We start from the raw sequence: 11,608 nt of genomic DNA, 5'->3' as shown, positions 1-11,608 counted from the left end.
AAACAAACGTTTGAATAGTGGTTCCATCCGTATAAATACAAGTGTATAGAGAGCTAAACAAACGTTTGTTTAATTTCTTTATTGAGAACAAATGAAAAGTGTTATAGAGAATATTGTGGTATGATAGGATATAGCCATCATAAATAACGAATAGGAGAATCGATTGATGAGGTACCTGCTGCTTTATATCTTACTCCTCAACCTCGTAGACGCATTCGTCACGATGTATGGTTTGCACTTTCATTATATATCAGAATCCAATCCCCTCATGCATACCCTTTATCTCACGGACCCTTGGTTGTTTCTACTGTTGAAGGTCGGTCTCTCGTTCGTTTTGCTGTTCCTTCTTTTTCATCTTAAAACGGATAAACGGTCGTCAAGAGTGTTGCTTCTCGTGTCAGTCTTTGCGGCAGTGTCCTACAGCTGTGTTTTTCTCATGCATGGGTACTGGTTGTTGGAGGTAGCAGGTGGACTTGCTTGAGAATGGACAAAAATAAAAGAGGCCGTTTCAGCCCCTTTTCCAATTACTTCAATTTAATCTGCACCGGTTTGCTTTCCTGAGTGTGGATGGTCTTCGGAGTGCGGTTTTGCGATGCTGCTCTTTTCACGGAGCTTGTCACACTCTGAATCATGTCCCCGACATCATGTGCACTTTCCACCAACGGATCAACGGCTTTCATCTTTCCTTTTACATCAACAGAAATTTGATTGGCGGTATGAATCAGTTCTTCTGCTTCCTCAGTAATGCCGTTTACGGCGTTCCTCGTGTCAGACAGCGTCTTTTTCGTTTCGTCCAGCGTATTCATGACTCGTCTTAATGTCAAAATCAAATAAGCAACGAGAATCGTAAATGCAACGGCTGCGATAGCCGCGCTCCACTCAAGCATTGAGACCAGCTCCCTTCCTTTACATTAAGTCTATGAAAAAGGAAATTCAGACATTCCTTCCCAGAGTGAGGTATGATGGATAAATAACTAGAAAGAGGGAGCGAAAACGATGCTTTCATCCTTACGTGCAATCGCCGAACTGAAATTAGGAAATACACTCATACTGCGGGAACATACGTGGCTCAAATACCTTTCTCTTACGAAAGAGAAGAATGTGAACCTTGAACAAGTCGAATCGCTTGAACAGATGGCACAAAATCCGGTCCTGGAATACGTAGAGAGAACACTCCAAGTACTGGACGGGTTGGGTCTGCCCCAAGAAGAGAAAGGGTTAGTGGAAGAAGTCCTCATGTGGAGCGAAACGGCTAAGTGCGGCCTACCCCACCAACGGAGAGAGTGGCTTGATCATGGCTTTCACCTCGCCATTCATAATATCGGGTCGGCCCAAATTTATGCCTCGGAAATGGAAAAACTACCTGAATCAAAACGTAATCGTGAGCGGGAGGAGCTGCTATACGTGCTGATCCTGACACACGGTCTCGCCGGTCAATACATACGGGGTGAAGTCAGGTACTCATCCATGAAGCCTCTGCTAAAAGTAGCCACACCAGAAATGTTTCACCTTCTGTATACACTGAATCAATGTATTGTAGCGGGAGTATCCCCTGAGATCTGGAGTTCGGTTCAAAAGGAAATGGAAGAAGTGAACCGCTGGATTTGTGACGGGGAAATGTCCAAAGAGCAAACCTTTCAAGAAAGACTTCGAAGGCTGCGGAATCTTGCTTCTTTGCGCGGGGAAAACTTGGACGCTGTATACGATGAATGGCTGAGTTCCAATCCCGATGCAGAAAAGCTACTGGTACGTTTTTTTAAGAAAACGGATATGTGGTATGTAGAAGCGTCCCTTACGGATTTTACATTTGAAGAATTTATCAAGATCTTTCTGCTCATTGAAAGACAGACACGGGAGGGTGCCTTGGAACAGCTTTCCTTTGAGCCCATGATGAAGGAACTGTATTACGACTATAAAGGCCGAAAGACCGTCAATGTCTATAAAAAAAGAATCATAGAATCATATCTTGACGAGTGCACAATTGAAGAAATCGTCCATGGGAAACATCCAGCAAATGAGCATGTGCAGTTGAGGGCAGTGCCCTTTCATGAACAGGAAGAAATGGCGAGTGTCGGGTTTTCTTTTTCACGGGCAGGGGAGAAGCTGATTGAATTCTGCCAGGAAGCTGAAAAATCACCTCTTTATGATCGGGCCATCGTCCTGTTATATGACCTGTTCAACTTCAGGAAGGATGCTTACGACAGGCTGAACAATGAACAAACCTACCTAAGTGATATGAACAGCTCGCAGGACTTCAAGAAAAAGATTTCAGATTACGCTGTAGGAAAGACAATGGTTGATATCGGTCCGGGGGGTGGGGTCATGCTGGACCTGTTGACCCGTCACCACCCCGGGGCCACCGTCATCGGAATTGACATTGCCGTCAATGTGGTGGAGGAACTGAAACGGAAGAAGCAAAGGGAAAGTGCCCCTTGGGAAGTCATGCAGGGGGATGCCCTAAAGCTTGAAAACTACATCGGGGAGGCAGGGGCCGACACGATCGTATTCTCGTCGATCCTCCATGAGATGTTCTCCTACATCCCGTACGAAGGTGAAAAGTTCAATCATGGGGTCATTGCCCAAACCTTAAAGAGTTCCCTTAAAGCTCTCAGGCCAAAAGGAAGGATCATCATCCGGGACGGCATCATGACAGAGCCAGTGGAAGAGAAACGGATCATTCGCTTTAAAGACGCACACGGCCTTTCCTTCTTCAAGAGGTACGTTGGGGACTTCAAGGGGAGGTCGATCACTTATCGTTCAGCGGGAGACAATGCTGTCCTTCTCAATGTAAACGATGCGATGGAATTTCTCTATACGTATACGTGGGGAGAAGAAGCTTACCCCCATGAAGTACAGGAACAATTCGGATATTTCACCCCATCTGCCTTTCGGGAATTTATCCAGGCGACGCTCGGAGGTCAGGTTGAAATTATGGTATTTGAACATTACCTGCAAGAAGGATACGAAGAACATTTAGCCCATAAAATCGAGCTTACCGATGAAACAGGAAAGCCGGCGCGCCTTCCGGATAGTACGTGTTTTATAGTGATTGAGAAGAAATAACACTATGCTAACAGATCTCACTCTGGGTGATAAAGGGTGAGATCTGTTTATCGATTCAGTATTATAAAAATTTATTAAACAAACGTTTGATTAATGGGTAAATCCCTTATAAGACAAGATGGAAACCGACTAAACAAACGATTGTTTAAAATAATGCAAGCTATCTCTTCTAGGAAAGTATAAAACATTGCAGATCTACTCCTGCACATTTAACATTAGAATCAGAAAAAATTAATGAAGGTTAAAAATATCTATTGATATACTCTTTGAAGATATGGTATATTCTTTTTCGGCATACAAAATGCTATAATTAGTAGATCCGAAAAGGTGTTCTTTAACTGTTAATTAGAAGTTGACTTCTGCGAAATTAATTGATATAGTAATACATGTCCTTGAACGGGATTTTTTCAAAATATCGGCCCATTGGTCAAGCGGTTAAGACACCGCCCTTTCACGGCGGTAACACGGGTTCGAATCCCGTATGGGTCACCAATTTTTTAACAAACAAATAATAGCTCATTAATATGGAGGATTAGCTCAGCTGGGAGAGCATCTGCCTTACAAGCAGAGGGTCGGCGGTTCGATCCCGTCATCCTCCACCAAGTTTTTTACGAAAGTAAAATAAACTTCATTAAATTTTGCGCCAGCAAAATATCTTTTCTTGAACTGCTTCGAGGAATTACTTTCGTTAAGCGGAATTTAATAGACGATTATACACGCCGGTGTAGCTCAACTGGTAGAGCAACTGACTTGTAATCAGTAGGTTGGGGGTTCAAGTCCTCTTGCCGGCACCATTTGGTTTTATGAGCCATTAGCTCAGTTGGTAGAGCATCTGACTTTTAATCAGAGGGTCGAAGGTTCGAATCCTTCATGGCTCACCAAAGATTTTTGCCTCGGCAAAATATCTTACCATTGTTTTTCTTCGATGTGAAAAACAAAGATTCATGCGGGTGTGGCGGAATTGGCAGACGCACCAGACTTAGGATCTGGCGCCGCAAGGCGTGGGGGTTCAAGTCCCTTCACCCGCACCATTTTTGTTGCGGAAGTAGTTCAGTGGTAGAACACCACCTTGCCAAGGTGGGGGTCGCGGGTTCGAATCCCGTCTTCCGCTCCAAACTAGCCGGGGTGGCGGAACTGGCAGACGCACAGGACTTAAAATCCTGCGGTAGGTGACTACCGTACCGGTTCGATTCCGGTCCTCGGCACCAAAGTTTTTTGCGAAAGCAAAATAACTATCATTAATTTGCACCAGCAAAATATCTATCCTTACGTTACTTATTGAAAAAACTATATTTCATTCTGCGCCCGTAGCTCAATTGGATAGAGCGTTTGACTACGGATCAAAAGGTTAGGGGTTCGACTCCTCTCGGGCGCGCCAAATATCGGGAAGTAGCTCAGCTTGGTAGAGCACTTGGTTTGGGACCAAGGGGTCGCAGGTTCGAATCCTGTCTTCCCGACCACTTCTTTGGGGCCTTAGCTCAGCTGGGAGAGCGCCTGCTTTGCACGCAGGAGGTCAGCGGTTCGATCCCGCTAGGCTCCACCAAGTTTATTTCACGGCAGTGAAACGAACTTTAATGTTTTTTAAAAAGGGAAACATATTATATTCGTGGCGGTGTAGCTCAGCTGGCTAGAGCGTACGGTTCATACCCGTGAGGTCGGGGGTTCGATCCCCTCCGCCGCTATTACTTAATACATAACGTACGATTTATAAGGACCCTTAGCTCAGTTGGTTAGAGCAGACGGCTCATAACCGTCCGGTCGTAGGTTCGAGTCCTACAGGGTCCATTATACGGAGGAATACCCAAGTCCGGCTGAAGGGATCGGTCTTGAAAACCGACAGGGGTGTAACAGCCCGCGGGGGTTCGAATCCCCCTTCCTCCTCCATTTTCTCTTTGAAAAATATTATCGTCGCGGGGTGGAGCACGACCGAATAATCTTCGGAGCGTTCACATCAGCGCACCGACTGAGCTGCAGCTTGAATGAGCTTACTGAAGTCGGGGTGGATCTGCGTGATGCATAATGGGATAGTGGAAACTTAATGATATTTTATCGTCGCGGGGTGGAGCAGTTCGGTAGCTCGTCGGGCTCATAACCCGAAGGTCGCAGGTTCAAATCCTGTCCCCGCAATACCATTTTTGACTAAAGATAGGATGTTCTTTGATGAGTCACGCATGGATAGTTATTTTCACTATCGTGAAAAACTTTGGTCCGGTAGTTCAGTTGGTTAGAATGCCTGCCTGTCACGCAGGAGGTCGCGGGTTCGAGTCCCGTCCGGACCGCCATTTATCTTTTAATTGTCATTTGAAAATTTAATCTCCTATATAATACGGCTCAAGCAACTTCTTGATTCGGCTTCCTGAGAGCTGGACGATGGACTACAACATTCTATTTGTAGGATGCATATTATATTTGGCTCAGTAGCTCAGTTGGTAGAGCAGTGGACTGAAAATCCATGTGTCGGCGGTTCGATTCCGTCCTGAGCCACCATTTATACTTAAGAACCTTTAAGTATTTATTTTATTTGGAGGGGTAGCGAAGTGGCTAAACGCGGCGGACTGTAAATCCGCTCCTTCGGGTTCGGCAGTTCGAATCTGCCCCCCTCCACCAAGATTTTTTACGAAGCGACAGCGGAGTGAAATAATCTTCCTTAAACCACGTGGAGCGGAGCATTATGATCCAAGTAGCATGGTGGTTTTTAAAAACTAATATATATCACAGGGGCATAGTTTAACGGTAGAACGAAGGTCTCCAAAACCTTTGGTGTGGGTTCGATTCCTACTGCCCCTGCCAAAGAAATTTCAAGCATGGCGATTGTGGCGAAGTGGTTAACGCACCTGATTGTGGTTCAGGCATTCGTGGGTTCGATTCCCATCAGTCGCCCTTTATATTGGGCTATAGCCAAGCGGTAAGGCATCGCACTTTGACTGCGACATGCGTTGGTTCGAATCCAGCTAGCCCAGCCAACGGCGGCATAGCCAAGTGGTAAGGCAGAGGTCTGCAAAACCTTTATCACCGGTTCAAATCCGGTTGCCGCCTCCAAATATTCACGCGGGTGTAGTTTAGTGGTAAAACCTCAGCCTTCCAAGCTGATGATGAGGGTTCGATTCCCTTCACCCGCTCCAATTTCATTTTTGGGCCTATAGCTCAGCTGGTTAGAGCGCACGCCTGATAAGCGTGAGGTCGGTGGTTCGAGTCCACTTAGGCCCACCATTCCATTATTCCGCAGTAGCTCAGTGGTAGAGCTATCGGCTGTTAACCGATCGGTCGCAAGTTCGAATCTTGCCTGCGGAGCCATTATCTTCTTATTGAAGATAATGGAACAACGATCTCTTTTTTTGAGAAAGTTATAAAAAGAAGTTGACTTCTACGAAGTTAACTGATAAAGTATTATTTGTTGCTGCAAACGAGCAACGTAATATGAAAACTTGATCAAAACTTCTTTTAAAGAGTTGTTGACAACAGGTTAACAATCATGTAGCATAGTAAGGGTCGCTTCGAGAGAAGGACTTACACATTGAACCTTGAAAACTGAACAAAACAAGACAATACGTCAACGTTAATTCTAGATTTATTTTTAAAGAGCTATTCAAACTTTTATCGGAGAGTTTGATCCTGGCTCAGGACGAACGCTGGCGGCGTGCCTAATACATGCAAGTCGAGCGGATTGATGGGAGCTTGCTCCCTGATATCAGCGGCGGACGGGTGAGTAACACGTGGGTAACCTGCCTGTAAGACTGGGATAACTCCGGGAAACCGGGGCTAATACCGGATAACTCATTTCCTCGCATGAGGAAATGTTGAAAGGTGGCTTTTAGCTATCACTTACAGATGGACCCGCGGCGCATTAGCTAGTTGGTGAGGTAACGGCTCACCAAGGCCACGATGCGTAGCCGACCTGAGAGGGTGATCGGCCACACTGGGACTGAGACACGGCCCAGACTCCTACGGGAGGCAGCAGTAGGGAATCTTCCGCAATGGACGAAAGTCTGACGGAGCAACGCCGCGTGAGTGATGAAGGTTTTCGGATCGTAAAGCTCTGTTGTTAGGGAAGAACAAGTGCCGTTCGAATAGGGCGGCACCTTGACGGTACCTAACCAGAAAGCCACGGCTAACTACGTGCCAGCAGCCGCGGTAATACGTAGGTGGCAAGCGTTGTCCGGAATTATTGGGCGTAAAGCGCGCGCAGGTGGTTTCTTAAGTCTGATGTGAAAGCCCACGGCTCAACCGTGGAGGGTCATTGGAAACTGGGGAACTTGAGTGCAGAAGAGGAAAGTGGAATTCCAAGTGTAGCGGTGAAATGCGTAGATATTTGGAGGAACACCAGTGGCGAAGGCGACTTTCTGGTCTGTAACTGACACTGAGGCGCGAAAGCGTGGGGAGCAAACAGGATTAGATACCCTGGTAGTCCACGCCGTAAACGATGAGTGCTAAGTGTTAGGGGGTTTCCGCCCCTTAGTGCTGCAGCTAACGCATTAAGCACTCCGCCTGGGGAGTACGGTCGCAAGACTGAAACTCAAAGGAATTGACGGGGGCCCGCACAAGCGGTGGAGCATGTGGTTTAATTCGAAGCAACGCGAAGAACCTTACCAGGTCTTGACATCCTCTGACAACCCTAGAGATAGGGCTTTCCCCTTCGGGGGACAGAGTGACAGGTGGTGCATGGTTGTCGTCAGCTCGTGTCGTGAGATGTTGGGTTAAGTCCCGCAACGAGCGCAACCCTTGATCTTAGTTGCCAGCATTCAGTTGGGCACTCTAAGATGACTGCCGGTGACAAACCGGAGGAAGGTGGGGATGACGTCAAATCATCATGCCCCTTATGACCTGGGCTACACACGTGCTACAATGGACGGTACAAAGGGCAGCAAGACCGCGAGGTTTAGCCAATCCCATAAAACCGTTCTCAGTTCGGATTGTAGGCTGCAACTCGCCTACATGAAGCTGGAATCGCTAGTAATCGCGGATCAGCATGCCGCGGTGAATACGTTCCCGGGCCTTGTACACACCGCCCGTCACACCACGAGAGTTTGTAACACCCGAAGTCGGTGAGGTAACCTTTTGGAGCCAGCCGCCTAAGGTGGGACAGATGATTGGGGTGAAGTCGTAACAAGGTAGCCGTATCGGAAGGTGCGGCTGGATCACCTCCTTTCTAAGGAAGATTTACAAAAACGTTGACAGTCGAAGTTTTGTTCAGTTTTGATGGTTCAACCATCAAAACTTTTTGTCTCTTACGAGATAAAAAAGGATTTGTTCTTTGAAAACTAGATAAAGATAAATTGATAGTCAAGAAATTACCGAGTATCGCCATTTTAGGGTTTAAACCTTAATTAGTAAGTGATCAAATTTTGATTTAGCAGCAAAGCTGATAAAGCGAAATTTAGGTTAAGTTATGAAGGGCGCACGGTGGATGCCTTGGCACTAGGAGCCGACGAAGGACGGGACTAACACCGATATGCTTTGGGGAGCTGTAAGTGAGCTTTGATCCAGAGATTTCCGAATGGGGGAACCCATTGTTCGTAATGGAACAATATCCTTACTTGAATACATAGAGTATGGAAGGCAGACCCAGGGAACTGAAACATCTAAGTACCTGGAGGAAGAGAAAGCAATTGCGATTCCCTGAGTAGCGGCGAGCGAAACGGGATATAGCCCAAACCAAGAGGCTTGCCTCTTGGGGTTGTAGGACACTCTATACGGAGTTACAAAGGAATGAAGTAGACGAAGAAGTCTGGAAAGGCTCGTCAAAGAAGGTAACAACCCTGTAGTTGAAACTTCATTCCCTCTTGAGTGGATCCTGAGTACGGCGGGACACGTGAAATCCCGTCGGAAGCTGGGAGGACCATCTCCCAAGGCTAAATACTCCCTAGTGACCGATAGTGAACCAGTACCGTGAGGGAAAGGTGAAAAGCACCCCGGAAGGGGAGTGAAATAGAACCTGAAACCGTGTGCCTACAAGTAGTCAGAGCCCGTTAACGGGTGATGGCGTGCCTTTTGTAGAATGAACCGGCGAGTTACGATCCCATGCAAGGTTAAGTTGATAAGACGGAGCCGCAGCGAAAGCGAGTCTGAATAGGGCGAATTTAGTATGTGGTCGTAGACCCGAAACCAGGTGATCTACCCATGTCCAGGATGAAGTTCAGGTAACACTGAATGGAGGTCCGAACCCACGCACGTTGAAAAGTGCGGGGATGAGGTGTGGGTAGCGGAGAAATTCCAATCGAACTTGGAGATAGCTGGTTCTCTCCGAAATAGCTTTAGGGCTAGCCTCATGTGTAAGAGTCTTGGAGGTAGAGCACTGTTTGGACTAGGGGCCCTCATCGGGTTACCGAATTCAGACAAACTCCGAATGCCAAAGACTTATCCATGGGAGTCAGACTGCGAGTGATAAGATCCGTAGTCGAAAGGGAAACAGCCCAGACCACCAGCTAAGGTCCCAAAGTATACGTTAAGTGGAAAAGGATGTGGAGTTGCTTAGACAACCAGGATGTTGGCTTAGAAGCAGCCACCATTTAAAGAGTGCGTAATAGCTCACTGGTCGAGTGACTCTGCGCCGAAAATGTACCGGGGCTAAACGTATCACCGAAGCTGTGGATTGACACCTCTAGGTGTCAGTGGTAGGAGAGCGTTCTAAGGACTGCGAAGCTAGACCGTAAGGACTGGTGGAGTGCTTAGAAGTGAGAATGCCGGTATGAGTAGCGAAAGATGGGTGAGAATCCCATCCACCGAATGCCTAAGGTTTCCTGAGGAAGGCTCGTCCGCTCAGGGTTAGTCGGGACCTAAGTCGAGGCCGATAGGCGTAGACGATGGACAACAGGTTGATATTCCTGTACCACCTCTTTTCCGTTTGAGCAATGGGGGGACGCAGGAGGATAGGGTAAGCGCACTGCTGGATATGTGCGTCTAAGCAGTTAGGCTGATGATGAGGCAAATCCCATCATCGTGAAGGCTGAGCTGTGACAGCGAGCGAATTATAGTAGCGAAGTTCCTGATTCCACACTGCCAAGAAAAGCCTCTAGCGAGGAAAAAGGTGCCCGTACCGCAAACCGACACAGGTAGGCGAGGAGAGAATCCTAAGGTGAGCGAGAGAACTCTCGTTAAGGAACTCGGCAAAATGACCCCGTAACTTCGGGAGAAGGGGTGCTCTGGTAGGGTGCAAGCCCGAGAGAGCCGCAGTGAATAGGCCCAGGCGACTGTTTAGCAAAAACACAGGTCTCTGCGAAGCCGTAAGGCGAAGTATAGGGGCTGACGCCTGCCCGGTGCTGGAAGGTTAAGAGGAGTGCTTAGCGCAAGCGAAGGTGCGAATCGAAGCCCCAGTAAACGGCGGCCGTAACTATAACGGTCCTAAGGTAGCGAAATTCCTTGTCGGGTAAGTTCCGACCCGCACGAAAGGCGTAACGATCTGGGCACTGTCTCAACGAGAGACTCGGTGAAATTATAGTACCTGTGAAGATGCAGGTTACCCGCGACAGGACGGAAAGACCCCGTGGAGCTTTACTGTAGCCTGATATTGAATTTTGGTACAGCTTGTACAGGATAGGTAGGAGCCTTGGAAACCGGAGCGCTAGCTTCGGTGGAGGCATCGGTGGGATACTACCCTGGCTGTATTGAAATTCTAACCCGCGCCCCTTATCGGGGTGGGAGACAGTGTCAGGTGGGCAGTTTGACTGGGGCGGTCGCCTCCTAAAGAGTAACGGAGGCGCCCAAAGGTTCCCTCAGAATGGTTGGAAATCATTCGCAGAGTGTAAAGGCACAAGGGAGCTTGACTGCGAGACCTACAAGTCGAGCAGGGACGAAAGTCGGGCTTAGTGATCCGGTGGTTCCGCATGGAAGGGCCATCGCTCAACGGATAAAAGCTACCCCGGGGATAACAGGCTTATCTCCCCCAAGAGTCCACATCGACGGGGAGGTTTGGCACCTCGATGTCGGCTCATCGCATCCTGGGGCTGTAGTCGGTCCCAAGGGTTGGGCTGTTCGCCCATTAAAGCGGTACGCGAGCTGGGTTCAGAACGTCGTGAGACAGTTCGGTCCCTATCCGTCGTGGGCGCAGGAAATTTGAGAGGAGCTGTCCTTAGTACGAGAGGACCGGGATGGACGCACCGCTGGTGTACCAGTTGTCTTGCCAAAGGCATCGCTGGGTAGCTATGTGCGGAAGGGATAAGTGCTGAAAGCATCTAAGCATGAAGCCCCCCTCGAGATGAGATTTCCCATCACGTAAGTGAGTAAGATCCCTAGAAGATGACTAGGTAGATAGGTCAGAGATGGAAGCATGGCGACATGTGGAGTTGACTGATACTAATCGATCGAGGACTTAACCACATTATAAAGCGGAGGCGGCTTGAACAGAGACGACAAGCATTTCTGGGCAATCAGAAGAGGGTGCTTTTTACCCTCAGCTGATTGAACTGAAGTGACCTCGAGTCTCTAGCCGCCGGAGCTGGATTACTATCTACTTGTAATAGTAGATACAACAATGGGTCGATATTCGGCTTTCTTGACATCAATTCTTTATCTAGTTTTGAAGGAACAATTCCTTCAATTGAATAGTCGT

Annotated in this window: 3 protein-coding genes, 24 tRNA genes and 3 rRNA genes (1 of these 30 running past the window's edge); 29 read left to right on the top strand and 1 reads right to left on the bottom strand. The window is 47.8% G+C overall.

The features are described 5' to 3' along the window. The first annotated feature begins 166 nt into the window (after positions 1-166). A complete protein-coding gene (locus tag AC0VXY_RS20330) occupies positions 167-481 on the top strand; it encodes a DUF5658 family protein (protein ID WP_475526335.1) in 315 nt (104 codons plus the stop codon). 43 nt (positions 482-524) lie between these two features. On the opposite strand, the gene AC0VXY_RS20325 is transcribed toward AC0VXY_RS20330, so the two are convergent. After that, positions 525-887, bottom strand: a complete 363-nt coding sequence (locus tag AC0VXY_RS20325) for a DUF948 domain-containing protein (RefSeq protein WP_475526334.1) — start codon at positions 885-887, stop codon at positions 525-527. A gap of 109 nt (positions 888-996) precedes the next feature. Here AC0VXY_RS20325 and AC0VXY_RS20320 point away from each other — a divergent pair, with 109 nt between their 5' ends. The 28 genes from AC0VXY_RS20320 to rrf all read left to right on the top strand — a co-directional run. Further along, positions 997-3,063 (top strand): class I SAM-dependent methyltransferase, encoded by a 2,067-nt coding sequence (locus AC0VXY_RS20320; RefSeq protein WP_475526333.1) that lies wholly within the window; start codon positions 997-999, stop codon positions 3,061-3,063. A 417-nt stretch (positions 3,064-3,480) separates the two neighbouring features. Next, positions 3,481-3,555: transfer RNA gene (locus tag AC0VXY_RS20315), tRNA-Glu, on the top strand. Positions 3,556-3,589: 34 nt separating this feature from the next. Then, positions 3,590-3,665: transfer RNA gene (locus AC0VXY_RS20310), tRNA-Val, on the top strand. A 116-nt stretch (positions 3,666-3,781) separates the two neighbouring features. After that, positions 3,782-3,857: transfer RNA gene (locus AC0VXY_RS20305), tRNA-Thr, on the top strand. A gap of 11 nt (positions 3,858-3,868) precedes the next feature. Beyond that, positions 3,869-3,944 (top strand) — tRNA-Lys (locus tag AC0VXY_RS20300). A 65-nt stretch (positions 3,945-4,009) separates the two neighbouring features. Beyond that, positions 4,010-4,094, top strand: a tRNA-Leu gene (locus tag AC0VXY_RS20295). 8 nt (positions 4,095-4,102) lie between these two features. Beyond that, positions 4,103-4,177 (top strand) — tRNA-Gly (locus tag AC0VXY_RS20290). Between the two features lie 5 nt (positions 4,178-4,182). Next, positions 4,183-4,271: transfer RNA gene (locus tag AC0VXY_RS20285), tRNA-Leu, on the top strand. A 93-nt stretch (positions 4,272-4,364) separates the two neighbouring features. Then, positions 4,365-4,441 (top strand) — tRNA-Arg (locus AC0VXY_RS20280). 5 nt (positions 4,442-4,446) lie between these two features. Next, positions 4,447-4,523: transfer RNA gene (locus AC0VXY_RS20275), tRNA-Pro, on the top strand. Positions 4,524-4,530: 7 nt separating this feature from the next. After that, positions 4,531-4,606: transfer RNA gene (locus AC0VXY_RS20270), tRNA-Ala, on the top strand. A 65-nt stretch (positions 4,607-4,671) separates the two neighbouring features. Continuing rightward, positions 4,672-4,745: transfer RNA gene (locus AC0VXY_RS20265), tRNA-Met, on the top strand. Positions 4,746-4,774: 29 nt separating this feature from the next. Beyond that, positions 4,775-4,848 (top strand) — tRNA-Ile (locus tag AC0VXY_RS20260). Positions 4,849-4,854: 6 nt separating this feature from the next. Beyond that, positions 4,855-4,947 (top strand) — tRNA-Ser (locus AC0VXY_RS20255). A gap of 169 nt (positions 4,948-5,116) precedes the next feature. Continuing rightward, positions 5,117-5,190, top strand: a tRNA-Met gene (locus tag AC0VXY_RS20250). Between the two features lie 78 nt (positions 5,191-5,268). Continuing rightward, a tRNA-Asp gene (locus AC0VXY_RS20245) sits at positions 5,269-5,345 on the top strand. 129 nt (positions 5,346-5,474) lie between these two features. Continuing rightward, positions 5,475-5,550, top strand: a tRNA-Phe gene (locus AC0VXY_RS20240). Between the two features lie 36 nt (positions 5,551-5,586). Next, positions 5,587-5,670, top strand: a tRNA-Tyr gene (locus tag AC0VXY_RS20235). Positions 5,671-5,779: 109 nt separating this feature from the next. Next, a tRNA-Trp gene (locus tag AC0VXY_RS20230) sits at positions 5,780-5,853 on the top strand. Between the two features lie 17 nt (positions 5,854-5,870). After that, a tRNA-His gene (locus tag AC0VXY_RS20225) sits at positions 5,871-5,943 on the top strand. 8 nt (positions 5,944-5,951) lie between these two features. Continuing rightward, positions 5,952-6,026 (top strand) — tRNA-Gln (locus AC0VXY_RS20220). A gap of 2 nt (positions 6,027-6,028) precedes the next feature. Next, positions 6,029-6,102, top strand: a tRNA-Cys gene (locus AC0VXY_RS20215). Between the two features lie 9 nt (positions 6,103-6,111). Next, a tRNA-Gly gene (locus tag AC0VXY_RS20210) sits at positions 6,112-6,185 on the top strand. A gap of 11 nt (positions 6,186-6,196) precedes the next feature. Beyond that, a tRNA-Ile gene (locus AC0VXY_RS20205) sits at positions 6,197-6,273 on the top strand. A gap of 9 nt (positions 6,274-6,282) precedes the next feature. Further along, positions 6,283-6,357 (top strand) — tRNA-Asn (locus tag AC0VXY_RS20200). 300 nt (positions 6,358-6,657) lie between these two features. Then, positions 6,658-8,209 (top strand): 16S ribosomal RNA (locus AC0VXY_RS20195). A 231-nt stretch (positions 8,210-8,440) separates the two neighbouring features. Further along, positions 8,441-11,376 (top strand): 23S ribosomal RNA (locus AC0VXY_RS20190). Positions 11,377-11,607: 231 nt separating this feature from the next. Then, position 11,608: ribosomal RNA gene (gene rrf, locus AC0VXY_RS20185) — 5S ribosomal RNA — on the top strand; it runs 116 nt beyond the window's last position. The 16S, 23S and 5S rRNA genes sit together here with 24 tRNA genes alongside, the layout of an rRNA operon.

It is taken from the genome of Rossellomorea sp. QJM3NY_18, from assembly GCF_056173145.1.
Note: the sequence above shows the minus strand (reverse complement) of the source record. Positions and strands in the feature narration are given on the sequence as shown.